General features: G+C 52.7%; 29 protein-coding genes. 14 read left to right on the top strand and 15 right to left on the bottom strand.

Annotated elements, in window-relative coordinates:
* Positions 1–63: 63 nt before the first annotated feature.
* Genes BY447_RS21085 through BY447_RS21070 form a run of 4 tightly spaced genes read right to left on the bottom strand, consistent with a single transcriptional unit; the run spans position 64 to position 3,522 of the window.
* A complete protein-coding gene (locus BY447_RS21085) occupies positions 64–933 on the bottom strand; it encodes a metal ABC transporter permease (RefSeq protein ID WP_110332129.1) in 870 nt (289 codons plus the stop codon).
* A complete protein-coding gene (sitC, locus tag BY447_RS21080) occupies positions 933–1,793 on the bottom strand; it encodes an iron/manganese ABC transporter permease subunit SitC (RefSeq protein ID WP_033784842.1) in 861 nt (286 codons plus the stop codon). Before sitC ends, BY447_RS21085 begins: the two co-directional genes overlap by 1 nt.
* 2 nt (positions 1,794–1,795) lie before the next feature.
* Positions 1,796–2,611: a manganese/iron ABC transporter ATP-binding protein gene (locus BY447_RS21075; protein ID WP_110332128.1), complete on the bottom strand. Its 816-nt coding sequence runs from the start codon at positions 2,609–2,611 to the stop codon at positions 1,796–1,798.
* Entirely contained in the window at positions 2,608–3,522 is a 915-nt protein-coding gene (locus tag BY447_RS21070; protein ID WP_110332127.1) for a metal ABC transporter substrate-binding protein, read from the bottom strand. Before BY447_RS21070 ends, BY447_RS21075 begins: the two co-directional genes overlap by 4 nt.
* A 413-nt stretch (positions 3,523–3,935) precedes the next feature.
* On the opposite strand from BY447_RS21070, the gene BY447_RS21065 reads away from it, so the two are divergent.
* From BY447_RS21065 to BY447_RS21050, 4 genes are all read left to right on the top strand, one after another.
* Positions 3,936–4,274 (top strand): hypothetical protein, encoded by a 339-nt coding sequence (locus BY447_RS21065; RefSeq protein ID WP_323859522.1) that lies wholly within the window; start codon positions 3,936–3,938, stop codon positions 4,272–4,274.
* A 247-nt stretch (positions 4,275–4,521) separates the two neighbouring features.
* Positions 4,522–4,767 carry a regulatory protein YcgZ gene (gene ycgZ, locus BY447_RS21060; RefSeq protein ID WP_110332126.1) on the top strand — a complete coding sequence of 82 codons (246 nt, stop codon included), beginning with the start codon at positions 4,522–4,524 and terminating at the stop codon, positions 4,765–4,767.
* A 177-nt stretch (positions 4,768–4,944) separates the two neighbouring features.
* The gene (locus BY447_RS21055; protein ID WP_013196458.1) at positions 4,945–5,238 is read left to right on the top strand and encodes a hypothetical protein; all 294 of its coding nucleotides are present in this window, start codon (positions 4,945–4,947) and stop codon (positions 5,236–5,238) included.
* A gap of 162 nt (positions 5,239–5,400) precedes the next feature.
* Positions 5,401–5,655, top strand: a complete 255-nt coding sequence (locus tag BY447_RS21050) for a biofilm/acid-resistance regulator YmgB/AriR (protein WP_110332125.1) — start codon at positions 5,401–5,403, stop codon at positions 5,653–5,655.
* A gap of 287 nt (positions 5,656–5,942) precedes the next feature.
* On the opposite strand, the gene BY447_RS21045 is transcribed toward BY447_RS21050, so the two are convergent.
* Complete coding sequence (locus BY447_RS21045) at positions 5,943–6,863, bottom strand: AraC family transcriptional regulator (protein WP_110332124.1); 921 nt, start codon at positions 6,861–6,863, stop codon at positions 5,943–5,945.
* A 104-nt stretch (positions 6,864–6,967) separates the two neighbouring features.
* Here BY447_RS21045 and BY447_RS21040 point away from each other — a divergent pair, with 104 nt between their 5' ends.
* Positions 6,968–7,801: an oxidoreductase gene (locus BY447_RS21040; protein WP_110332123.1), complete on the top strand. Its 834-nt coding sequence runs from the start codon at positions 6,968–6,970 to the stop codon at positions 7,799–7,801.
* A 670-nt stretch (positions 7,802–8,471) separates the two neighbouring features.
* Here the strand turns inward: BY447_RS21040 and BY447_RS21035 are convergent.
* On the bottom strand, positions 8,472–8,666 hold the full coding sequence (locus BY447_RS21035; RefSeq protein ID WP_033735335.1) for a hypothetical protein: 195 nt from the start codon (positions 8,664–8,666) through the stop codon (positions 8,472–8,474).
* Between the two features lie 412 nt (positions 8,667–9,078).
* Here BY447_RS21035 and BY447_RS21030 point away from each other — a divergent pair, with 412 nt between their 5' ends.
* Entirely contained in the window at positions 9,079–10,095 is a 1,017-nt protein-coding gene (locus BY447_RS21030) for a substrate-binding domain-containing protein (protein WP_110332122.1), read from the top strand.
* 136 nt (positions 10,096–10,231) lie between these two features.
* Here the strand turns inward: BY447_RS21030 and BY447_RS21025 are convergent, their stop codons facing one another.
* Positions 10,232–11,116 carry a LysR family transcriptional regulator gene (locus BY447_RS21025; protein ID WP_110332121.1) on the bottom strand — a complete coding sequence of 295 codons (885 nt, stop codon included), beginning with the start codon at positions 11,114–11,116 and terminating at the stop codon, positions 10,232–10,234.
* A gap of 99 nt (positions 11,117–11,215) precedes the next feature.
* On the opposite strand from BY447_RS21025, the gene BY447_RS21020 reads away from it, so the two are divergent.
* Positions 11,216–11,941 carry an SDR family oxidoreductase gene (locus BY447_RS21020; protein ID WP_110332120.1) on the top strand — a complete coding sequence of 242 codons (726 nt, stop codon included), beginning with the start codon at positions 11,216–11,218 and terminating at the stop codon, positions 11,939–11,941.
* A gap of 39 nt (positions 11,942–11,980) precedes the next feature.
* On the opposite strand, the gene BY447_RS21015 is transcribed toward BY447_RS21020, so the two are convergent.
* From BY447_RS21015 to BY447_RS21000, 4 genes are all read right to left on the bottom strand, one after another.
* The gene (locus BY447_RS21015; protein WP_013196467.1) at positions 11,981–12,721 is read right to left on the bottom strand and encodes a YoaK family protein; all 741 of its coding nucleotides are present in this window, start codon (positions 12,719–12,721) and stop codon (positions 11,981–11,983) included.
* A 211-nt stretch (positions 12,722–12,932) separates the two neighbouring features.
* Complete coding sequence (locus BY447_RS21010) at positions 12,933–13,262, bottom strand: DHCW motif cupin fold protein (RefSeq protein WP_013196468.1); 330 nt, start codon at positions 13,260–13,262, stop codon at positions 12,933–12,935.
* A 25-nt stretch (positions 13,263–13,287) separates the two neighbouring features.
* Positions 13,288–13,980 (bottom strand): aspartate/glutamate racemase family protein, encoded by a 693-nt coding sequence (locus tag BY447_RS21005; protein ID WP_110332119.1) that lies wholly within the window; start codon positions 13,978–13,980, stop codon positions 13,288–13,290.
* 67 nt (positions 13,981–14,047) lie between these two features.
* Positions 14,048–15,199, bottom strand: coding sequence for an MFS transporter (locus BY447_RS21000; protein ID WP_416376695.1), 1,152 nt, complete (start codon positions 15,197–15,199; stop codon positions 14,048–14,050).
* Between the two features lie 133 nt (positions 15,200–15,332).
* On the opposite strand from BY447_RS21000, the gene BY447_RS20995 reads away from it, so the two are divergent.
* Positions 15,333–15,836, top strand: coding sequence for a MarR family winged helix-turn-helix transcriptional regulator (locus BY447_RS20995; protein ID WP_110332118.1), 504 nt, complete (start codon positions 15,333–15,335; stop codon positions 15,834–15,836).
* Positions 15,837–15,844: 8 nt separating this feature from the next.
* Here BY447_RS20995 and BY447_RS20990 read toward each other — a convergent pair whose 3' ends face one another.
* Positions 15,845–16,447 carry a helix-turn-helix domain-containing protein gene (locus tag BY447_RS20990; RefSeq protein WP_110332117.1) on the bottom strand — a complete coding sequence of 201 codons (603 nt, stop codon included), beginning with the start codon at positions 16,445–16,447 and terminating at the stop codon, positions 15,845–15,847.
* A 43-nt stretch (positions 16,448–16,490) separates the two neighbouring features.
* Here BY447_RS20990 and BY447_RS20985 point away from each other — a divergent pair, with 43 nt between their 5' ends.
* From BY447_RS20985 to BY447_RS20965, 6 genes are all read left to right on the top strand, one after another.
* Positions 16,491–17,186 (top strand): B3/4 domain-containing protein, encoded by a 696-nt coding sequence (locus tag BY447_RS20985; RefSeq protein WP_110332116.1) that lies wholly within the window; start codon positions 16,491–16,493, stop codon positions 17,184–17,186.
* A 99-nt stretch (positions 17,187–17,285) separates the two neighbouring features.
* A complete protein-coding gene (locus BY447_RS20980) occupies positions 17,286–17,606 on the top strand; it encodes a hypothetical protein (RefSeq protein ID WP_110332115.1) in 321 nt (106 codons plus the stop codon).
* Positions 17,607–17,837: 231 nt separating this feature from the next.
* The gene (locus tag BY447_RS23570; RefSeq protein ID WP_323859521.1) at positions 17,838–17,984 is read left to right on the top strand and encodes a hypothetical protein; all 147 of its coding nucleotides are present in this window, start codon (positions 17,838–17,840) and stop codon (positions 17,982–17,984) included.
* A gap of 95 nt (positions 17,985–18,079) precedes the next feature.
* Complete coding sequence (locus BY447_RS20975) at positions 18,080–18,580, top strand: DUF1173 family protein (protein WP_323859520.1); 501 nt, start codon at positions 18,080–18,082, stop codon at positions 18,578–18,580.
* A gap of 147 nt (positions 18,581–18,727) precedes the next feature.
* On the top strand, positions 18,728–19,186 hold the full coding sequence (locus tag BY447_RS20970) for an STM2901 family protein (RefSeq protein WP_110332288.1): 459 nt from the start codon (positions 18,728–18,730) through the stop codon (positions 19,184–19,186).
* Positions 19,180–19,473: a DUF1493 family protein gene (locus tag BY447_RS20965; RefSeq protein ID WP_110332114.1), complete on the top strand. Its 294-nt coding sequence runs from the start codon at positions 19,180–19,182 to the stop codon at positions 19,471–19,473. Before BY447_RS20970 ends, BY447_RS20965 begins: the two co-directional genes overlap by 7 nt.
* 218 nt (positions 19,474–19,691) lie before the next feature.
* Here the strand turns inward: BY447_RS20965 and BY447_RS20960 are convergent, their stop codons facing one another.
* The 3 genes from BY447_RS20960 to BY447_RS23215 form a co-directional block, all read right to left on the bottom strand.
* Positions 19,692–21,062 (bottom strand): FRG domain-containing protein, encoded by a 1,371-nt coding sequence (locus BY447_RS20960; RefSeq protein WP_110332113.1) that lies wholly within the window; start codon positions 21,060–21,062, stop codon positions 19,692–19,694.
* 305 nt (positions 21,063–21,367) lie between these two features.
* Positions 21,368–22,114, bottom strand: coding sequence for a hypothetical protein (locus BY447_RS20955; protein ID WP_110332112.1), 747 nt, complete (start codon positions 22,112–22,114; stop codon positions 21,368–21,370).
* Complete coding sequence (locus BY447_RS23215; protein WP_146211009.1) at positions 22,114–22,410, bottom strand: hypothetical protein; 297 nt, start codon at positions 22,408–22,410, stop codon at positions 22,114–22,116. The genes BY447_RS20955 and BY447_RS23215 overlap by 1 nt, the downstream gene beginning before the upstream one ends.

Here is a 22,410-nt window from a genome sequence, read left to right as displayed (position 1 = left end):
GAATATGTCGGTTTAGACGCTCTCCACTCTGAAATCTGAATGTCACCGCGCCCTATTATTGCATCAGGAGGGTTTATCACCGCAGGCGCTCTTTTCGGTATACCGATGTTTCAGCCGTTCCCGCTGCCGGGTTTTACGTCCCGCAATGACCATCGCTACGACAAACACCACAGCAAACAACACTACGATCGTCGGCGCAGGTGCGCTGTCGATAAAGAACGAAAGATAAACACCGCTCAGCGATACCAGTGCCGACACCATAACCGCCACCAGCAGCGCATGTGAAAAACGACGGGTGAGCAGCACCGCAATAGCGCCAGGTGCGATTAGCAGGGAGATCGACAGGATGATCCCCACCGCTTTCAGCGTCGCTACAATGGTCAGCGAGACCATGCAGAGCAGCCCGTAATGCAGCAGACGGCCGGATAAGCCAGAGACCTGTGCCTGCTGAGGGTCGAAGCTGAACAGCATAAAATCACGCCACTTCACCACAATCACCATAACGATGATCAACGCGATAATCGCTGTCTGAACGATATCTGCGCCGGTGATGCCAAGCATGTCCCCAAACAGGATATGATCCAGGTGCACTTCAGGTTTCACGGCGATATAGAGGATTAGCCCCACCGCGAACATGCCGGAGAAGACAATGCCCAGCACGGTATCTTGCTTAATGCGGCTGTTGTCCTGCAGGAAACCACTGGCGACGGCACAGAACAGACCCGCGACAAACGCGCCCACCGCCAGCGGCAGTCCTGCCATCCACGCGAGTACGATGCCAGGGAATACCGCATGGCTCATGGCATCGCCCATCAGCGCCCAGCCTTTTAGCACCAGAAACACCGACAGCAGCGCACAAGGGATTGCCACGACCAGCGCGATAAGCAATGCACCATTCATAAATGCAAACCGGAAAGGGTCAAGGATCCACATCAGCCAGGCTCCTTTTCAGGGTGATGGCGGCCACGACGCCGGTTAGCCAGCAGGCCATGTTTCGGTGCAAAAACAAACGCCAGCAGGAACAGCAGCGTCTGCGCGACCACGATAATGCCGCCCGTAGCGCCATCCAGGTAGTAACTCGCCCAGGCACCCAGAAAACTGGTGATGCTGCCGATCGCGACAGCAATCATTAGCAGACGCGGAAAGCGATCGGTGAGCAGCCAGGCGGTTGCGCCGGGCGTCACTACCAGACAAATTACCAGAAACGCGCCGACGGTTTGCAGCGCCGCCACGGTAGAGACCGCCAGCAGCGTAAAGAAGAGAATTTTCAGCCGTTCAGGCCGGAGTCCGATGGCGCGCGCGTGATTCTCATCAAAGAAGGTGACCATCAGATCTTTCCACTTAAGCAGCAGAATGATGATCGACAGCCCGCCAATCAGCGCCAGCTGGAGTATATCGGCTGGCGCAATCGCCAGTATGTTGCCCAACACAATGGTCTGTATGTTCACGGCAGTCGGATTGAGCGACACCATAAACAGGCCCAGACCAAAGAAAGAGGAAAAGATCAGGCCAATGATCGCATCTTCTTTTAAGCGGGTGCGCTGATTGAGTAACAGCATGCTGCCCGCTGCCAGCCCGCCGGAAAGAAATGCCCCCAGCGCAAACGGCAGTCCGAGCATGTAAGCGCCCGCGACGCCTGGTACAATAGAGTGTGAAAGCGCATCACCTATCAGTGACCAGCCCTTCAGCATCAGATAGCAGGAGAGAAACGCGCAGAGTCCGCCCACCATCGCGGAGACCCACATCGCGTTAAGCATGTAGTGATAACCAAAAGGTTCCAGTAACAGCGCCATGCTTAGCTCCCCTCTTCCCGTGCGGCATGAGGTGCAATAAAGGGACGTTCATCATCGGTGATGATCTGATCGTCCAGCCCCTTCACCATCACATGACGCAATACCCCGCTGAACGCGCGCTCAAGATTAGCGGCGGTAAACGTAGTCCGGGTCGGGCCGCTGGCCAGAACGGTGCCTTTTACCATTACGGTGTAATCGCAGAACTCTGTGACCGATCCCAGATTATGGGTGGAGACCAGCATAGTCTTGCCTTCATCACGCAACTCCCCCAGCAGGCTGATGATGCTGGCCTCTGTCTGAACATCCACGCCGGTAAACGGCTCGTCCAGCAGGATCACGCTGCCCTGCTGCGCAATCGCACGCGCCAGAAACACCCTTTTCTTCTGCCCGCCAGAGAGTTCGCCGATCTGACGATGGCGATAATCCAGCATATCGACCCGCGCCAGCGCCTCACTGACAATCTGCTGGTCATGCGACTTTGGCCGGCGCAGCAGCCCCATGTGCCCGTAGCGCCCCATCATCACCACATCTTCCACCAGCACCGGAAACGACCAATCCACCTCTTCCGACTGCGGCACGTAGGCGACCAGACTCTGGCGCAGCGCCTGGCGGGTCGGCATCCCCAGTACCGAGATGCTGCCGCTGGCGAGCCGCACAAATCCCATCAGCGCTTTAAACAGGGTTGACTTGCCGGAGCCATTAACGCCCACCAGCGCGGCGATCGATCCGCCCGGCACGCTGAAGCTGGCATCATGCAGCGCAGTGTGTCCGTTGCGCCAGGTTACCGTAACGCCTGAAACCACAATGGTGTCTGTCATTGCGCTTTCTCTCCCGCTTTAATGCCCTGCACCAGTGTCTCCGTGGTGACTTTGAGCAGATCAAGATAGGTTGGCACCGGTCCCTCCGCGTTACTTAAGGAGTCGACATAAAGCACACCACCGTAATGGGCACCGGTTTCCCGCGCGACCTGGCGGGCGGGCTTATCTGACACGGTGCTTTCACTGAACACCGCCGGAATGGCATTTTTCTTCACCTGGTCAATCACGCGTCTCACCTGCTGCGGCGTACCCTGCTGGTCAGCATTGATCGGCCACAGGTAAAGCTCTTTCATGCCCAGGTCACGCGCCAGATAGGAGAACGCGCCTTCACTGGTCACCATCCAGCGTTTCTGCTCAGGAATAGCGCCAATCTGCTGGCGCAGTGGATCCAGTGCCGCGATAATTTTTTGCTTATAGGCGGCAGCGTTCTGACGGTAGGTCTCTGCGTTCACCGGGTCATATTTCACCAGCGCATCGCGGATGTTATCGACATAGATCAGCGCATTGTCCGGTGACATCCAGGCGTGCGGATTCGGTTTACCATTATAGGGCCCTTCGCCAATGCCCATCGGCGTTACACCAGCGGAGACCACCACTTCCGGGACGCCGTCCAGATGCTGATAAAAGCGCTGAAACCAGCGTTCCAGATTAAGCCCGTTCGCCATAATTAACTGCGCACCCTGCGCCCGCCGGATGTCACCGGGCGTGGGCTGATATTCGTGTATTTCAGCACCGGGCTTAGTAATAGAGGTGACCTCTGCGGCATCGCCAGCCACGTTCTCAGCCATGTCAGCTATCACCGTAAACGTTGTCACTATCTTAAATTTTTCTGCTGCATAGCTGCTGCTCGCCATCAGGTTCATGAGCAGTGCGCTCAGTAACAGCGTGGTGAACTTTTTTATCGGGACCATTGGGCGAGCTCCAGAGATGATTAAAAACAGTACACAATTAGCATAGGCTATTTTTTATAGCACAGGCTATACCTTACGAACAGCAGGAAGATGTGAAGTTTCTTCAGCATTCAGGTTCAGGTGTCAGCTTTTGTAAATCAGCTCAGTTACTCTCTGATATAAATAAGAATAATTTTGATGAGTTGTGTCATTCAACCCGCTTATGGCTTCGCGAAAGGCGGGTTTTTCTACTGCCTGAATCAGTCTCACAATATGAGAAAAGTAGTAATGGCATAAAAATAGCATTCAACTACGCTTTGCCATCCACAAAATGAGGTTGCGTTACCGGACAACACTCACGCAACAGATGCAGCATTTTCACAATTAAAACAATCTTATTGATAGGACGAATTAATTAAGCCTGATGAATTTTTTTGCTACAGTTAATGTTACTTACCGCAATCACCCAGGAGGATATTTTGTATTTTTCCAGCGACGAAAAAGCGAATGTCATCATTGGCGAAGCCGCAATGAACCTGTTTAATGCTGGTCAGGAAGTGAACGTTGAACTGCTGATTAAAGAGCTACAGGTTATGGCTGCCTCTGAAGTGAATGAGTATCGCCTTGAGCAGATGCAAACTGCACGTCAATGGTTGACGGGATTCAAAACAATTGGTTCACGCACTACCGGTCCGGCAAACTGGCTATCAAGAAATGCGGGTATCGAACCGGCTATCAGCGCCTCTGCTGATGATATTTTCTTCAAGCATTAACAAAACTGCTTACCTTCTGCCGGCCTGAATAATCAGGTCGGAACACCGGAGGGCTTGTTGTTGTACAGGAATATGGTACAATTTTCACCTCGTAACCACCTCCCCGTAACTCCATGTTTTAAAAGCTTTAGCACTTTTTGCATAAAAAAAATCATTCCAAAAATCCAAAATCCTGTACAAGTTTTAAAAAGATGTATAACTTGCGCATCAGGAATGCTATACATTTTCACCATCTGAGGAAATCACCATGCGTCAGAACGGACAAGGCCCGGAAACGATCAGCGATATTGCCCGTTACTTCAATCAGGCCAGCTCACCTTCGCAACAGGAAACACTGGGCTCGGTAGTAGTCGAAATTCTGCGCGCAGGTCATAGCCTCAGTCGTAAAGCAATTTGCAGCAAATTATTGAGCCGCCTTGAACTGGCTGCGATGCCAGAAGAAGAGAGCCATTTGCATGAATTAATCGCGATGCTCTTTCGTCGCGAAGATTAATACCCGCTTACGGCTTCAGATATTTCTATCGTCGCCTGCTCTTAGCCAACATTCAGGAAGATTTACCCACAGGAACGAAGCCCAGTACTGCTTAGCCGTATCTGGTGCAACAAGTTGCACCCGCTGACGTATACGGACCCGCAGCATGGCCATTGATTCGTAATCAGAGAAGCCAGTATGTACAGAAGTGAAGATGAGAAACTGACAGATGTCATGATCGGTGAAGCCGTACTGACATTGCTCAAGTCAGACAAACCAGTGTCGAGTAACGCCTTAATCGCACAGCTTGAACTCATGGCTGCTAATGCCGATGACGACTCAAAAGTGTCTGTGATTCGCAAAGCCATCACTGAAGTTCGAAATGGCATGGTCGCCGCGCGTAAACGTGCGCAGGGCGAGAGTGCTGAACGTGATAAGACGGCGCACCGTATGAACAGCGATGGCCCACCTGATGGGTCTAAGAAGCACTGATAAAGGGTATTGCGTGCCTGTCAGACACGGCTGGCAATAAGCGAAGCGGCAGCCTTTAAGCGAAATTTTTTTGGCTGGCTGGGCAAAACGAAAACAGCGTCTACACTCGTTTTTGACTTCACCCATTGCGTATAACGAATTTTCCTCAGAGAAAGAAAAATCATGCAACACTCTTCATCAGAATTATCCATCATTGATTATTTTCGTAGTGAAGGCGATTTGCTGGCACCGGAAACCGAACTGCTGGGCGCAGTAATTCGTGACATCGTGGCTGATCAGGGACGTGTGACTAACAAAGCGATAATTCTTTATCTGATCGCCGAACTGGAATGCACTTCCGACGTGATCAGACTAGATGTGTTGCGCAGAACGCTGGAAATTGTCGTTGGCCGCACACCTGACGATAGTGATATCTGATTACCTCTCCTGCGTTATCGGTGATAACGCAGGCTCAGTGAGATGAGTGCTCTGCTTTCAGGTAATTTTTGACGAAGAGCTATACCCCATCTGGTGAGTACTAAACGCCCAACCGTATTTGCAAGTCATATTGCCGGCCGCAATGGCCATAAACAGCCCTGGCGTAGCCATGCTTTCCCGAGCAAAATCACCCTCTCAGCCTCCCCAGGACGCTCGTATCCCTCTGCTGGGTAATAATCCGCGCGAATGTTATTTATTTACTGGTAACAGATCACACTCTCTCCTTACTAATGTGATGATACAAATACCGGCGTTTGCTGCACGGGCGGAACAGAGAAGTGACGCTGCATGCGTTTTATCTCCTCTGCCGGGGGCAGACCAAACAGGCGTTTGAATTCACGATTAAACTGCGACGCGCTTTGATAGCCCACAGCGTAGCCTGCCGCGTCAGCGGTCATCTGCTGGCGTACCATCATCATGCGCGCCTGGTGCAGGCGTACCGATTTCACATACTGCATCGGCGGCATTCTGATAATAGCTTTAAAGTGAAGATGAAAGGCCGGGATGCTCATGCCCGCTTCCCCTGCCAGTTGCGTCAGGGTCAACGGCTCTGCATAGGTGGCGTGGATATGCTTTACCACTTTCCCTATTTTGCTGAACTGCCCCTGCATAGCCAGCGCGGCACGCATGGCGTTGCCCTGTTCGCCCGTGAGTACACGGAAGTAGAGTTCACGCAGTCGTGCATGTCCGAGTATCGCGGTTTCTAGCGGACTGTTCAGGGCTTCAAGCAGACCCAATACGGCGCCCATAACCGTGTAGTCCATCTGACTCGACATCATACTCTGCGGCGCGGCGGGAGGATGTGAAGCATCATGCTGGTCGATCTGCAGGATAAGTTCAGCCGCGAGCTGAAAATCCAGATGCAGGTAAATAGCCAGCAGAGGATGCTCTGCTGACGCGTCGGTTTCCATGGTAAACGGCACCGGAACCGAGACCGCCAGGTAGTGCTGCTCATCATATAAATAGGTCTGCTGGCCAAAGTAACCCCGTTTGCTGCCCTGACAGACAATCACAATGCCCGGATCATACAGCACGGGTGTTCTGGCAAGAGGACGATCGGCGCGTAGAATTCGTACGCCAGGCAAGGCCGTCAGGTTATACCCTTCATGCGTCGCAAGGGCTTTAATCAGTGCAATCATTCCGGACATCACAGCACCTCATAAGATCAGGCAAAAAAATGAGAAGATACGGCCTGAAAATGCATCAGCAGTGAGAATACCATGCAATCTCAACGGTTCATGGGAGTTCATTTATGTCATCTTTAAAAACAATCTTAATTACTGGCGTCAGCAGTGGCTTTGGTCTGGCACTGGCTCGCGAAGCCCTCCATGCCGGGCATCGGGTCATTGGTACCGTGCGTAACCGCGAAGCATTGCAAACTTTTGAGGCGCTTGATGCACAGCGTGCCGTGGGCCACCTGCTGGATGTCACGGACTTTGCGCGTATTGATGAAGTTGTCAGTGAGGTTGAGTCCACAGTCGGTCAGATAGATGTACTGGTGAATAACGCAGGTTACGGCCATGAGGGCATTATGGAAGAATCCTCCCTGGCAGAAATGCGCCACCAGTTTGACGTGAATGTTTTTGGCGCAGTGGCAATGACCAAAGCGGTCCTGCCGGGTATGCGTGAACGCCGTCGCGGGCATATCATCAATATTACCTCGATGGGCGGATTCATTACTTTGCCCGGCATCAGCTACTACTGCGGCAGCAAGTTTGCGCTGGAGGGTATTTCAGAAACGCTGGGCAAAGAGCTGGCTCCGTTCGGCATACACGTCACCGCCGTGGCACCCGGCTCATTCCGCACCGACTGGGCGGGACGTTCGATGGTACGCAGCGCCCGCACTATTCCGGATTATGACACCCTGTTCGGGCCCATTCGTCAGGCCCGGGAGGAAAAAAGCGGGAAACAACCCGGCAATCCCGTAAAGGCTGCTCAGGCTATGCTGGCATTGCTGGAAAGCCCGAACCCACCCGCGCATCTGTTGTTAGGCAGTGATGCCCTGAGTCTGGTACGGCAAAAACTTGCGGCAATGCGTCAGGAAATCGATCGCTGGGAGAATCTCACGCGTTCAACCGATGACTGAGCCGTTGCTGAAACAGAGCGTAAAGGCCTGAACGATGATGGCCGGTGACACAAACGGCCATCATTTCTGGCGTTCCGCACAGGAGAAAGGATCAGATTCAGGTGCAGAGTCTGTGCACCGCCTGAGCGGACATTAACGGGTGCTCAACTGGCTGCGACATCCCCTGGAATGTCGCAGCCAGCTGATCTCGTTGTGTTACCCGTGTGAGATGGGGTGATGAAGCTGGCAGAAGCGATGGTAAATTCCGTGCTGGCACTGGAACGTCGTCTGCCCGGCAACGCAGGATATTCTCCCGGTCATAATCATTTTTCAAATCAAACATAGTCAGAACTGTATAAGTAACAATTGAAGCAGAAGAAAACGCTGCCTCAGCACGCTGATATTGCAGGCGTTTCCATTAATACCTTAGATTAACATCTTAGGAAGCATTTATTCTGAATAAAGATTCTGGCCGATGCAGTTAATTACTGCGTTGTCATTTCAGGCTAAAAAAGGTAATTCTGACTAAATTTTAAAAAACAGAAATATAACTGCGCTGATATTAAAACTCTTCAGTTAAAATATTTTAAGCTCTGTTTACTGCGTCTTATTCTCAGTTAAGGCGGCACTGCGGAGTGATGGCTGGAGGGGGGAAGGTTCTGGATGGCGCCCGCCATCGGCGCCATCAACCTTAATGCATTTTGCGGGTAAAAAAGCCAATTGCTTCCTGGCACAATGCTTTCAGTTTGCTGTCACGCGTCTCTTCGCTCAGGCGAAACAGAGCGTCCGTAATGTCGTGAAAATGAACCGGCTCTCCCGCCTTGATCAAATCACTGACGACCGCGCCAACCAGTGCACGGATCTCGTTATCGTTGTCGTACTTCACACGACCTCCCGATGGTGTATGCATATACAGTCTAACATTATCGGGTGTGAAAAAACAAAAAAGCCGTCTTAACGGAAATATAAGCGAAGCGGCAAACAGGCTATAAATTACCCAGCACAGGATTTGAACTGACGTTATTTAAGTCAGCACCCTGTGCTTACCAGTAAATAGTCAAAAGAGTGTCATCACTACCAGAATATGACTTTGCAAATACCGGAAGTGAACCGATCATTTATATCGTTTAACGGAACCCTGAGTTTGAGGTTTATAAAATCCGTTATTCCTGTCCCCGGTGCCGCATTTTTCACGCTGCCAGCCAGCGATGCTTTGAACAACGTGTTTCTGTTGAAGCAAAGCAGTTAGCCAGTATTATGATAAAACTCTGGTTATCCTCTGCTGTCGCGAGTCCTGCATGGCTAAATTCACCCTCAAACAGATCGCTGCCCAATCGGGGCTTAGCCTTGCCACTATCGATCGTGCCCTGCATCAGCGCGGCAACGTTCACGCGCGCACTCAGCATCGGATTCAGCAGGCGATAGCGGACCTGGAACTGATGCAAAAAGCCGGGCTCGCCAAAGGCAGAACGATTTACTTCGACGTCATCATGCATACCCCTGACCGCTTTCAGCCACTGATACGTGAAGCGCTCAGCAGTCAGATCGCCAGCTTTGCTGCTTTCAGACTTCAGCTGCGTTTCCACTTTGGCGCGAATCTCACAGCGGAGGCCATTAATGCGCTGCTGAACAAAAAAGCGCTTCACAGTCACGGTGTCATTCTGAAAGCGGCCTGTTCCGATGAGCTGAATCCCACTATTGAATCGCTCCTGAAACAACGCGTTCCGGTGGTCACCATGATGAGCGATTTACCCGGCAGTGCGCGCCTGCGCTATATCGGCATGGATAACTTTGATGCCGGTAAGGTGGCGGCTTTTCTGATGTCAAAATGGCTGCGGGTCAGCCGTTCGCATATTGTGGCGGTGACCGGCAGTCACGATTTCATGGGTGAACAGGAGAGAATCCAGGGTTTTCAGCGTGCGATGCAGCAGTTTGCACCTCAGCATCAGGTGAGCGTGGTGGCGGGTGGTTATGGCATTGACGCGCGGATGCATCAGTCGGTGACGCAGTTTCTGCAGAGCCATCCGGACACGGACGCGGTCTATACGGTCGGCGGCGGTAATCCCGGTATCCTGCGCGCGTTTGCCGAACAAAAGCGGCATGTGAACGCCTGTATTGGTCACGATCTCGATCAGGAGAATTGTTCCCTGCTGCAGGCGGGTAAGATTGATGCGCTGATCGAGCACAATTTACAACTCGACGCATTACACGCTTTCAGAACACTGCTGGAGTTTCATGGCTTTATGCCCGCCTCCGAACCGCCTGCGCCCTACTCTAAAATCAATATCATCACCCGATACAACATGACAGCCTGAAGCACTGACACCCCGTAACCCCGCATGACACTATGACGTAGATTGCGATTGCGGAGTCTCTGAATGGCTCTCCGGTTGACCGGCTCAGGTTGGTCAGCGATCACCACTATCCGCGCTGACTAACCGGAGGCCTTTCTCACAGCCTGACGTGATCGATCAACGCCCTGAGTTTAGGGGCCAGATTTTTACGGCTGGGAAAATAGAGATAAAACCCGGCAAAGCTGGGTAACCACTCATCCAGCACCGTCACCAGTTCGCCGCGATCAATGTAGGGCTGAAAAGTCTCTTGCATGCCAAAGCTGATGCCGCCCCCGGCGCAGGCGGTGTGGATCATCACCCCCATGTCGTTGGTAGTCAGCTGCGGATTGACGGCAACATCAAACTCCCGTCCCTGCTCAGCAAACTCCCAGCGATAAGGCGCCAGGCCTGGCCCTTTCCGCCAGCCGATGCAGCGATGAGTGACCAGCTCTTCAGGATGCTGTGGCGTGCCTGCACGCGCCAGATAAGAGGGTGATGCTACAGCCACCTGACGCTGCGCAGTGGAGACCGGCACCGCAATCATATCCTGCGCGATCACCTCGCCCAGCCGCACGCCTGCGTCATAGCCCTGCCCGACAATATCAAACTCGTCATCGGTCACGGTGATATCCAGCTCTACCTGCGGGTAGGCGGTAATAAAGCTCGCCAGCAGTTCGCCTCCCAGCATCCGCTCAGCAATCGAGGAGATCGCCAGCCGCAACTGACCACGCGGCTCGGCCGCCAGCTCGGCAATATCGGTGACGGCGCGGTTAAGCTGGTTGATGGCCGGAGCCACTTCCGCATAGAGCCGCTGTCCGGCTTCTGTCAGCTGAACTGAGCGCGTGGTGCGCTGCATCAGCGAGATGTTAAGCCGATCTTCCAGACGCCGCAGACTCTGGCTGATCGCCGGTCGGGTTACGCCAAGCTGTTCCGCTGCCAGACGGAAATTTCGGGTCTGCGCCACAATCACAAAAACTTCGAGGGCATTCTTGTCCGCATTCATTGGTCAGTTTTGGTTACCAGTCCGTAAAGCGTCAGGTGGATTATCTTTATAATCCAGCCGCCGTATGATCGCCAGTGCCAACCTGACTGGAGAGACAAAATGACGCAGAAAGTGATTTTAATTACCGGTGCCTCAAGCGGTATCGGTGCAGGCATCGCACGTGAACTGGCAAAAACCGATGCCATTCTATTACTGGGCGCGCGGCGCGAAAGTCGTCTGGCCGCGCTGGCTGAGGAGCTGCGGTTTAATGGCGCTGAGGTGGCGATTAAAGCGCTGGACGTTACGCGCCGCGAAGATGTGGCGCAGTTTGTGGCGTTTGCGCTGGAGAAGTGGGGACGGGTTGATGTGATGATCAACAATGCCGGGATTATGCCCCTGTCACCCATGGCTTCGCTCAGGGTCGAAGAGTGGGATCAGATGATCGATGTAAACATCAAAGGCGTGCTCTATGGCATCGCGGCGGTGCTGCCGACCATGCTTGCCCACCAGCGCGGACACATCATCAATATCGCATCAATCGGTGCGCTGGCCGTGTCGCCCACGGCGGCAGTTTACTGTGCCACCAAGTTTGCGGTGCGGGCGATTTCTGACGGTTTACGGCAGGAGAACAGTCAGCTGCGTGTGACCTGTGTCCATCCCGGTGTGGTCGAGAGCGAGCTGGCCTCAACGATTACCGACCCGACAGCTGCCGAGGCGATGCAGCATTATCGCGCTATCGTGCTGCAACCGGATGCCATTGGCCGCGCCGTGCGCTATGCGATTGAGCAGCCTGAAGAGGTGGATGTAAACGAGATTGTCGTGCGGCCAACCCGCACACAGCAGTAAGCGACCGGCCCGCTGTGCGATGTGCAGCGGGCCGGAATATCAGTAAAGACTTCTGCGGGTTCGCTGCACGGTAACGGCAATGGCCGTCAGTGCTACCAGCATCAGAAACACACCCAGGCCAACCATCGCGTTAAATCCATAGGTTTTAAACAGCAGCAGCCCGGCGATACAACCGCTCAGGAAGGAGAATACCGTGGTCAGATGGGTGTGAAGAACCTTCTGGAAGAAGCGACGATCGTCGGTTTCCAGATGCACAGCATGAGACGTATGCGCAAAAATCCACGACCCCAGCGCTATGCCCGCATCGGTCAGCGTGCCGGTAATATGGGTCGATCTGACGCGGCCATTGGAGAGCTGCGTCGAGGTCGCATTGTGAATACCCATCAAAAAGCCCAGCATTATCAGAACTTCCCCGTTAAAGCTTGGCCGGTAGAACACGATCTCAAAGATCGATGCTGCCGTCAGCGCCGCGCCTTCTGCCAGAATAATCAGACAGAAAATGGTGCGTAACTTATGCCTGATCCCCACCACTACCGCCAGCCGGGCTACGGTACAGCCCAGTACAAAGGCAACAATCAGCGCCATCAAAAACAGCATAGTGTGAAGATCGCTGGTGGTGACTTCCTGAGATATCTGCGAGGTGTTACCGGTCATATGCGACGGGAAAAATCCGAACGCGCCCAGCGCCATGGCATTAAGGATGCCAGCGGTGGTCGCCAGCACCAGCGCCAGCAGTCGGTCTTCGGTATGTGAACGAACTTTCTTCTTTTTTATCAGCACAGGCTTCCCCACATCAGGTGAATGCAAAACGTTCTTATAAGGCTTCAAGCATACAACCTGAGGGGAATTATTCCTGTCAGAACCAGATAACTCTGATGAAATAAGCCATTAATTTTGCTGATTTTTATAAAGCAGATTCAGTTTACTTTTAAAAGTGTCAACGACGCGATGATCCACCACCGGGCGAGCCCTGCTAAAGCAGATAACAAATTCAGTCGACGATAAAGAGTTGCGCACCTGTCGTTGTAAAAGAACGATGCGGTTCAGCCTCATCCGCAACCTGATAGCTCACGCCCGGAGTCAGCACGAAACGGCGGCCATCTGCCAGTTCAGTGTGCAACTCGCCCGCCATGCAGAGCAGAATATGACCCTTGGTGCACCAGTGGTCGGCGACATAGCCTGGCGAGTAGTCGACCATGCGAACCCGGATGTCGTTAAATTTCATGGTTCGCCAGGTCGCCTGCCCTTGTTCGCCGGGATGAATCGTCTCTGCAACCTGATCCCACTGCGTCAGGCCAAACGGCAGATTATCTATTTTCATGCGATTCCCCTGTTGAGGATGAATGTTAAGTCAGCGCCTGGATAACGGCCTCTTGCGCGTGGATCAGCGTGGTATCAAACAGCGGCACGCTGGCATCGGAGGCATCAACCAGCAGGGTAATTTCGGTGCAGCCCAGAATAATGGCCTCAGCCCCCTGCGCCACCAGTGACTGCATAATCTCCCTGTAGCGACGACGCGACGCGGGAATGATTTCGCCCAGGCAAAGCTCGTGGTAGATCACCTCATGCACAAACAGACGATCCGCTTCATCGGGCGTCATCACTTCAAGACCGAACTGCTGCTGAAGACGCCCGCGATAAAAATCCTGCTCCATAGTGAAGCGCGTCGCCAGTAATCCGACCTTACGTATACCAGCCTGCTGAATGCGGCGTCCGGTGGCATCGGCAATATGCAGCAGAGGTATGCCTGTTGCAGCGCTGATTTGCGCCGCCACTTTATGCATGGTGTTGGTACAGAGCACGATGAACTGCGCGCCAGCCCGTTCCAGATTGCGTGCTGCTTCAGCCAGGATCTCGCCCGCCTGCTGCCATTCGCCCGCAGCCTGAAGCTGCTCTATGCGCTGGAAGTCGACGCTCCAGAGCACCAGCTCCGCTGAGTGCAGGCCACCCAGTTGCTGTTTAACCTGCTGATTGAGAATGCGGTAATAGAGCGCGGTAGATTCCCAAGACATGCCGCCTAACAGACCAATAACTTTCACACTGCACTCCGGTTCAAGGGGGTTTATTCCAGCATGCCAGATCGCCATTGAACGGCAACGGCTTTGTTCAGGCAGCCCTGTTTTGCGCTCTGAAGCGGCAGGCCATCGCCATCAGCAATACGACGCCAGCGCTCATGATCAGCCAGGCCTGATTAAGAGACGCGCCGCTGTCACGCACCCAGCCCGCGACCAGCGGCATCAGCGCCGCAATCAGGTATCCGCCACCCTGCACCCTGGACAGCAGAACCGCCGCTTCCCGGGCGCTGCGCGCATGATCCAGCGTAACAATCAATGACAGCGGAAACAGTGCGCCGATGCCCGTACCCAGCAACAGCGCAGAGAGCAGCGGCATCGTATTCGGGTAAAACACAAGGCTTAGCAGCCCTGCCAGTAACAGGACCAGCACGCCGAGCAGCAGCGGACGGCGATCGGGAAAGCGATGTAAGGTTGCTGTGACGATGAAGCCTGCCACCACTTCGGTTAACGTCAACGCGGCGAGAAGATAGCCACTGTGGCGCGCACTCCAGCCCAGCTGAATATAAAATGGCGGCAGCCACGCCAGAACCAGCGTGTAAGCCCCGGTGCCAATGCCGAAAAAGAGCGTCAGCAGCAATGTTCGCGGTGCTGGCAGCGTCATTGCCTCAGACGCCAGGCTCACCTGCGGCGATCGCCTGACTGCACTCAGCCAGATTAACAGCGCTATCAGCGTTAACCCGCCGGAGAGCGCCAGCGCGGGTTGCAGACCCAGCATTGAAAACAGCGGTTCGGCACTGGCTGCCGTCAGCGCTGCGCCCGCCATAATCCCGGTGCTGAACAGCGCCATCAGCGTCGCCGCTGCGTCAGCAAAACGTTGCCGGATCAGCGCGGGCATCATTGCCTGGATTACGCCAATGCCTGCGCCACCGGCCAGCGCGGTAAGCATCAGCTGAGCGGAGGTCAGGTTAAGGCCGCGCCACAGGCAGGCCACGGTCAGACAGAGCAACCCGATGGCAATGCCGGTTACCGGCCCGAAGCGGGCGATCAGCCACGGCCCGAAGAGTGCCGCCAGCCCCATCATCGCCACCGGCAGTGCGGTCAGCAGACTGAACGCCGTCGCCGACAACCCGGTTTGCTGTTGCAACACCGGAAACAGCGGGCCGATAATAGCCAGCATTGGCCGCAGATTGAGTCCGACCAGAAAAACGATCGCGGCAAACAGAGTGGGGAAAATTTTCATCATGCAGGCTCAGCCAGAAATTGACGATGACAGCACCGTGCTGTCACTATTTATCTTAACGTTAAGATAAATTTCATCCACTGTTAAGAGGCTGAGCACAACCCGACAACATAACCCCGACATTTGCAGGTGATTTATGCATGACCATATTGATTTCGTTGTCAGCCAGTGGGACAACGCCATGCCCGACCTGGACACCGCTTCCATGCGTATTTTAGGCAGGATGCTGAGGCTGATGAAACATCTGGCTAAAGCGCGCAGTGAGGCACTGGCGCCGTTTGGTTTTCAGGAGGGTGAATTTGATGTGCTGGCGACTCTGCGACGGGCGGGCTCTCCTTATCGGCTGTCACCCACGCAGCTCTACCAGTCGCTGCTGGTGACCTCCGGCGCAATGACAAATCGCCTGAACCGGCTGGAGCAGCAGCACCTGATTGAACGTGTTGCCGCACCAGATGATAAGCGCAGTATGCTGGTGGGGCTGACGCCGCACGGTCAGCAGCAGATTGAGCAGGCACTTCGTGCACATACCGCCATTCAGGAAGCGGTGCTGGCACCGCTGGCCGCATCAGAGCGCGCCGAACTGGAGGGGTTACTGAAAACGCTGCTGCTGGCCTTTCCCGGCGAAGCGACAGCCGAATAAAAACGCCGTCAGCGCTGCAGTTCCGCCACCGTCATGGTGAAGATAACGGGCTGGTCATTGGCACTGGCATAGGCATGGGGCATATCGGTACGGGCCACCGCTGCACAGCCCTGCTGAATCACCAGAGTCCGCTCACCCACGGTTAATGCCAGTGTGCCCTGCTCGACGTGCAGCAGTTCCAGCGTACCCGACGAGTGGCCGGTGGAACTGAACGCCTCGCCTGCAAACATCTGCCAGCGCCATAGCTCGATCATATCCGGCCCACGGGTACCAGCCAGCAGCTGCGCACTCCCGCCCTGCTCACCCTGCCACAGCACGGGCATTTCGCTGTTTTCAATCAGCCAGGCGTCAGGTGAATGGGAGATGCTAACGATATCCGCTACCGAGACGCCCAGTGCGGCAGCTATCTTGCAGAGAATGGCGATGCTGGGATTGGCAGCGCCCTTTTCGATTTCAACCAGCATCCCTTTACTGACGCCTGCCCGGCGGGATAACTCATCCAGCGAGAGTTTCTGGCTTTTGCGCCAGCTTTTTATGCGGTCTGAAACTGCCTGACTGACAGTGGCGACATCAGCACCTGCATCGGTCGATATATTGACTTTTTTGGTCATCGGTCATTACTATGGAATAAATTAGTCACTGAGAGAGTATCCGATGTTATCCGTTCATCCGTCAATCGATCCGGCCATTTTCACACTCGCCCCCGGCTTTCGTGCCATGAGCATTGCGGTGGAAGCCACATACATTACCCGACCAGAAGTCGCCAGCGACGCACTGAAAAGCGCATGCCAGCAGGTCATACAGGATGATATTGTCTGGGCAGATGCGCACCTTGCGGCCTGGGCCGAGGTATTCAGGGCGTTTGGTGCCAAAGCGAAGCGAACGCCCTGTTCTGCTGAAGCATTGCGTAAACGGGTGCTGCGGGATGGCACACTGCCTGCTATTGATCCGGTTGTCGATCTCTACAATGCCATCAGCCTCCGTTACGCCCTGCCGGTCGGTGGTGAGAATATTGCGGCTTACAGAGGCGCGCCACGTCTGGTGATTGCTGACGGCAGTGAACGTTTCGATACCGTCAAAGAGGGCGAAGTCGTTTATGAATCGCCGGAACCGGGCGAAGTGATCTGGCGCGACGATCAGGGTGTAACCTGCCGCCGCTGGAACTGGCGTCAGGGCGTGCGTACCCGACTGGATGCCAGTGCGCAACAGATGTGGTTTATACTGGAAAGCCTGCCCGCTATGCCGCTCTCCGCGCTGCAACAGGCCAGCGACGAGCTGGTCTCGGGATTGCAGCAGATGATGCCAGGTGCACAGATTGGCAAGACGCTGATCGAAGCGCCCGCAGGCTAAACAGGGACGGGGTTAACGCTGAGCTGAATCTGTGGCAGGATACGCGCCCTGCGTCTGGCCATACCCGGCTGACTTAACTGACCACACCCGGTGACCATAATGGCCAAAGTAAAATTCATCCTTCCCCTGCTGCTGATCCTGTCCCTCGCTGCCTGGTGGTTTGTCCCGCATGACAGTGAGGAAGACAAAGCGTATTACGTCGCGGTGTTCTGCGCGATTGATCACCACGGTCAGCAGCCGTTCGACCAGCAGATGCGAAATGTTATTGAAGGCGGCAATTCTGACTATGCGCTGCAGAAAATAGCCTATAAACCGCGGCTGGGACGCAGCGTGATTGGCCGCTGGGAGCAACTGAAAGCCGATGAGCAACAGCGCGCCGCGCAGGATGACCATGCCTGCCAGCAATTGCTGAAACGCTGATTTCTGGTGAGCGTGTTTATCTTATTATTCGAATAATTTCGCGCTGGTCATCATTATTGCTGCGCCCGTCTTGCCTTATTCCTCAGCTCCTGAAATCAGCGTGGGTTTACCGTTTATGGCTGAAAGAGATGCATTAAAAAGAGTGTCAGAAGCTATTGATGGTGATGAAAGCAGTCTCATTAAGACAGCATACAGTTTCACCAATAAGCCGGCTGCGGCGGCACTGGCTGGGTGAGCTGGCGCCTGCAGAAGACGGCTGCCCGGATTCGCATCGGTCGCGTTCAGCTGGAAGAGTCTCTGCTGCTCATGGTCATTAAAGATACGCTGCAGGTTATCGCTAACCGGGAATACCTGAGAGCGGCAGGAAAGAACAAATAGCGACGTATCATCGTTTCTGTGCTGGCTGGAGTAAAGCCGGTGAAGCACGATGGAAGACTATACTGCCGCTGGGACTGTTTTCTGGTTTTCCAGATTTGGTTCTGCCTGAAGACGTTCGTCACCGCCTGGAGCGTAGCTTCAGCCGCGAGCTTGGCGACTGGCACAGGGGGATGAAAGTCGTGATTATCGCTGAAACAGAGCCGCCGGAAACATCATTCAGACAAACAGACGGGCGTACCCGGCCGTCCAGCTGCAGTACCGTGATCGATGTGGCGCTGATGACGGTCAGCCCACGCTTTATTCCGCTGGATTCCGGCTATGAGGGGGCTGTCGAAGAAAAACTGTGGCAGGAAAAACGCGCCTTCATTAAGCCTCTGCGCTACGACGGTGAAGAAGATGTGTTTCCGGATTTTGTGCTCAAGGACGTTCCTGGCGTGGATGTGCTGCCGATGGAAGTGTTTGGCATGAATTCGCCAGAGTACCTGCAGCGAAGGCAGGTAAAAACCGCTTACTATGAGGCGGAATATGGGCCCGGGTGGTGGTGGTACTGGGATGCTGCTGCGAAGCCAGACATGCCTGCATTTCCCTGCGTCTGACACTGGTGTCTTTTAACTGCAGGGAGATAGGGCAGAAGTACCGTATCTGCTTAAACTGTGCCTGACAGGTTGTCAGGCCTGAACGCGGAAGGTATTGTTCAAGAAGCGTCAGGACGATAAATGAAGCTGAACATGCAGGAGCTGGCAGTGGACACGACCGAAGAACTCAACAACACCTATTTCTATGCAGGCAGACCGAACCTCACCGCCGGTGAGCTCTTTTTCATGATTTTCTGTGAAGAAGTGGCCGAACAGCTGGGGATTGATGACTTTGGTGCAATCGTGGCCATCCTGTCCGGACGTAATGTCCTGACTACCCGCACCAAACCGCGCGATGCTCTCAAGGGAACCTCCTATGCCTCACGGGCAGCACGCAGGGTGTTCCCTAAAGCCAAGTTTCCCTTCGGCATAAAGCTCCCCACCATCGTAGGGGGATACCCGCCCCGGACCGCGCGTATTCTTTTTACGCATAAGCTCAGCACCTTTGTCGGACGGGCGATACCCGTTGTGGGCTGGGTGATTCTGGCCAAAGACGTTGCCGATATCAGTTTCAATTCAGTCAGACTGTACAATGCCATCGCCCGCGGGGAGGATAAGATATGGTAGATGATACTCAGGCACGCGTAATGGCACTCATCGAGCCATGGAACGGCCGCTCCCTGCTTACGTTCCGGAAAAAAACACTCACGCCTGAGATGTCGCTCAATCTGGACATGAAGCTGGACCCGGAGGATGCTGCGGAATGCCTTCAGGACGTCTTCGATGCATTTGGAATGGATTCTGACCAGGTAACTTTCAGCCTCTACTATCCAGAAAACCCGCGCGAGGCCATCCCTCTTACTATCGGGATGCTGATTGAATCAGCGCGTGCCAGGCAATGGTGCTATGACTGATAAGGTCCAGCGAGCAACAGCAGCGTGCGAACGCAGATGCATCAATGGCCGCGCTGGACACCATTAACCGCTCGGGGTGTGTATTCCATAACAATGAACGGATTATCTACAGACTGTGCCCGTAATGTGTCGTAAGGCGGTTTTTTTAATCTCTCTCACATTAAAAGGAATTGCTTATAAAGTGAAGGCATACAGCAGTAGCGTATGCCTAACTTTTATTAACTCCGGCCATCGTAAAGCTTGGCGATTTCCGTAGCGGCCTTCTCTATACCCGGATAAACAGTACTTTCATTGATGCCAAAACGGCTGAGTTGCCGCATCAAATGTTCCTTATTTCTTATCACCAGTTTTCTGACATTCAGTGTGCTGAGACCCGTTTCAGGGAGATCTACGTTTTCACCGAATATGAGGAATGCTCCAGCCTGAGATGAAATGCGGACATTGCTGAGGCGTCCTTTAACCAGAACTATTTTGTTCAGGTGTGCCGGATCGATTACACTTTTAAAATAGGATTTCTCATTGCGGATAAGGTGCAGCAACTGCCCGCATTCTTCGGTGACATTAAATGCCGATGTTGTCAGACTGGTATTGAGTTTACTCTTAATTCGCGAAGGAAGGCGGGACAGGTTTGCGATGCAGCTTACGGTGTCGGAATCAAAAAACTTAATTTCACTTTTAGGCGTCGTCAGTAGAATGACGTTACCATCAATCTCATTCCCACTTTGGTCGCGTTTTATTTTAGAACAGGCAAAATAGAGTGCGATAAGCGGATTAGTTGAGACGTCAAGCAGGCGAGTGGGCAGGCCATAATGCTGCATTCGTACAAGTTTATCCAGCATGTAGCGGTCGTCTCTGAATTCGGCAGGTTGTACCGTCAGCAGCTCCGTTATCATGTCAGATTCATGATGACGATAGCGGTAGTTCCCCTGAGTATCCTTACGAAACAGAGAAGGTTCCAGCTGATAGCTGATGTCTGAGTGACCCCTGTAAAACACTTCTTCATCACTTTTCTGCTGATGATTCAGTATAATTTCCAGAAACTGATTAATATCTGAAATCACCTCAAGATCTTCGTCATTGTCCGGGGCTTCAGCAGTGACCGCTGCGGGGACGTCAAGAGCGAAGGCATCAAGGCCTAATATATGCAGGCATTCATTGAGATCCATTTCCTTTACTGCCCAGAAATTCCTGCTCAATCCGAAGCTGCCGAGCTCCAGTTTCTTAATGTACTCTTTGTCATTGATTAAGTACTGATAGCCGATGTTAGCGGTTAACTCATAGGTGAATGCCAGCACTTTTTCTTTATTTTTAGCTGATAACCTAATGTTACTGATTCTTCCTGTGCTGATATGACTTTTATAACCACCCAGACCGTTTTCCTCATCAATTTCTAATTCTGGTTCTGTCATAAATACGACCGGCAACTCCTGAAGAAACTCAAAGGTCTTACTGGTCAGAGGAAGAAGCTTACTTCTCAGGGAGTCCGGAGTGGATTCAAAAAGCCGGGAAACCGGAAAGGTCCCCTCGCCGCGAGAGTCGGAAAAAAAACTGTGATAATCGGGATTACCGACCACGATAAGATTAAGCATACCTGCCATCCTTACATAAGTTTATTTTACCTTTTCATCATGCCAGAACCGACCAATAAATGAATGCTAAAAGGATAAATTTTTTCACACACTTCATCTTTAACTGTTTTGGCCTTCACGATGTGCCTTCTGCGTATGTTTTTCCTAATGCTGAGAGCCTTTGAACTGGCATCAGGTACGGAATACTCCACAACAAAGCAATGCCGGTGTTCTACATAAGGATTCAGAATAGACGAGCTTCAGGGCTACTGTTGATTTCTTTTGTTAATAGGAATTCAGCCAATAGTGCCTTGCCGGCATCATCATCATTTATGGTCTGGAAGCCGTAGATCTTGCGAGTTAACATGAAGTTCCTGCATGTAGTCAGTCCACAGATTGTGCCGATGCATACTTGTCTTCAACAGCTCATAGTCATCTGAGTCGTGCAATATGGTTGCTGAAACTGCAGAAAATTGCGCCGTTTTCTGACATTCATCTAATATGGCTTCAACCATATTCATAAGAATATTTTTGCGTCTGGTAGTAGGGGAATGAAGGTACCATTCAAGTTTCTCAAGAGCATCTTCGAGGCTACTTTCAATAACATCTCCAGCCTTGCAGCGAGGAATATACTTATGCTCTCTTTGATTAAAATTTAGGGTGCTTATTGTCATTTCACCTAAGGTGGTTCGTCCTCTAATACGATAACCTCTCATATACAGGTGTACAGATGGTACATGATGGCATGGATTTATAATGGGATCTAAAACAACGTTATGAGTCTGCTTAGAGCCGTTGCAGTGACGGCATGACGGCAAAAGGTTTTCCCATTGAATCACATCATCTGGATAAGAGTTTTTGTCTTTGAAATGCTCAACTTCATTATAGGTACTTGCTTCTTCTAGTAGAACTTCACAGAAAGCACATTTACCGTTACTAATAATAAGACAAGCTTCTTTAACTTCCGGATGATGCCATACAGGTGTACCATCCTTTTTGAATCTATCAGTCAAGTCAGAAAGGTTTTCTCGAAGGAAAAAATCAGGGGTAAAATTTCTTTCCAGCTTTATCATTATTCTTCTCTGCTCTTGACAGACATAAGACGTATTTTTAGGGACTTGCGCAGTACGCTGTTCTGATGTAGGGCAGCATCAAGATAATCATAGATTTCTTTTGCCCCACCGAAATTCTCTGCATCCACAAACCTGTCAAAATCATCAAGATGGAGCTGTAGTTTTCTGCTGAGCGTACTTTCCATACCCATGACATCCAGCAGAACTTCTTCAACCGTCCAGGCTGAGTATCCAAAACCATTTTCAGGCAAGTTTCTCAGGCAAACTTCACCGTTACTTGATGAATCTAAAGCCAT

The sequence above is a fragment of the Pantoea sp. JKS000250 genome, assembly GCF_003201065.1.
GTDB classification, from domain to species: domain Bacteria; phylum Pseudomonadota; class Gammaproteobacteria; order Enterobacterales; family Enterobacteriaceae; genus Pantoea; species Pantoea vagans.
The sequence above is the reverse complement of the archived record's forward strand: the minus strand, read 5'-3'. Positions and strand labels throughout refer to the sequence as shown.

Excerpts from the sequence above, each read along its gene's own strand:
- BY447_RS21085 (WP_110332129.1), bottom strand. The coding sequence starts at position 933 with ATGTGGATCCTTGACCCTTTCCGGTTTGCATTTATGAATGGTGCATTG.
- sitC (WP_033784842.1), bottom strand. The coding sequence starts at position 1,793 with ATGGCGCTGTTACTGGAACCTTTTGGTTATCACTACATGCTTAACGCG.
- BY447_RS21075 (WP_110332128.1), bottom strand. The coding sequence starts at position 2,611 with ATGACAGACACCATTGTGGTTTCAGGCGTTACGGTAACCTGGCGCAAC.
- BY447_RS21070 (WP_110332127.1), bottom strand. The coding sequence starts at position 3,522 with ATGGTCCCGATAAAAAAGTTCACCACGCTGTTACTGAGCGCACTGCTC.
- ycgZ (WP_110332126.1), top strand. The coding sequence starts at position 4,522 with ATGCGTCAGAACGGACAAGGCCCGGAAACGATCAGCGATATTGCCCGT.
- BY447_RS21055 (WP_013196458.1), top strand. The coding sequence starts at position 4,945 with ATGTACAGAAGTGAAGATGAGAAACTGACAGATGTCATGATCGGTGAA.
- BY447_RS21050 (WP_110332125.1), top strand. The coding sequence starts at position 5,401 with ATGCAACACTCTTCATCAGAATTATCCATCATTGATTATTTTCGTAGT.
- BY447_RS21045 (WP_110332124.1), bottom strand. The coding sequence starts at position 6,863 with ATGTCCGGAATGATTGCACTGATTAAAGCCCTTGCGACGCATGAAGGG.
- BY447_RS21040 (WP_110332123.1), top strand. The coding sequence starts at position 6,968 with ATGTCATCTTTAAAAACAATCTTAATTACTGGCGTCAGCAGTGGCTTT.
- BY447_RS21030 (WP_110332122.1), top strand. The coding sequence starts at position 9,079 with ATGGCTAAATTCACCCTCAAACAGATCGCTGCCCAATCGGGGCTTAGC.
- BY447_RS21025 (WP_110332121.1), bottom strand. The coding sequence starts at position 11,116 with ATGAATGCGGACAAGAATGCCCTCGAAGTTTTTGTGATTGTGGCGCAG.
- BY447_RS21020 (WP_110332120.1), top strand. The coding sequence starts at position 11,216 with ATGACGCAGAAAGTGATTTTAATTACCGGTGCCTCAAGCGGTATCGGT.
- BY447_RS21010 (WP_013196468.1), bottom strand. The coding sequence starts at position 13,262 with ATGAAAATAGATAATCTGCCGTTTGGCCTGACGCAGTGGGATCAGGTT.
- BY447_RS21000 (WP_416376695.1), bottom strand. The coding sequence starts at position 15,199 with ATGATGAAAATTTTCCCCACTCTGTTTGCCGCGATCGTTTTTCTGGTC.
- BY447_RS20995 (WP_110332118.1), top strand. The coding sequence starts at position 15,333 with ATGCATGACCATATTGATTTCGTTGTCAGCCAGTGGGACAACGCCATG.
- BY447_RS20990 (WP_110332117.1), bottom strand. The coding sequence starts at position 16,447 with ATGACCAAAAAAGTCAATATATCGACCGATGCAGGTGCTGATGTCGCC.
- BY447_RS20985 (WP_110332116.1), top strand. The coding sequence starts at position 16,491 with ATGTTATCCGTTCATCCGTCAATCGATCCGGCCATTTTCACACTCGCC.
- BY447_RS20980 (WP_110332115.1), top strand. The coding sequence starts at position 17,286 with ATGGCCAAAGTAAAATTCATCCTTCCCCTGCTGCTGATCCTGTCCCTC.
- BY447_RS20965 (WP_110332114.1), top strand. The coding sequence starts at position 19,180 with ATGGTAGATGATACTCAGGCACGCGTAATGGCACTCATCGAGCCATGG.
- BY447_RS20960 (WP_110332113.1), bottom strand. The coding sequence starts at position 21,062 with ATGCTTAATCTTATCGTGGTCGGTAATCCCGATTATCACAGTTTTTTT.
- BY447_RS20955 (WP_110332112.1), bottom strand. The coding sequence starts at position 22,114 with ATGATAAAGCTGGAAAGAAATTTTACCCCTGATTTTTTCCTTCGAGAA.
- BY447_RS23215 (WP_146211009.1), bottom strand. The coding sequence starts at position 22,410 with ATGGCTTTAGATTCATCAAGTAACGGTGAAGTTTGCCTGAGAAACTTG.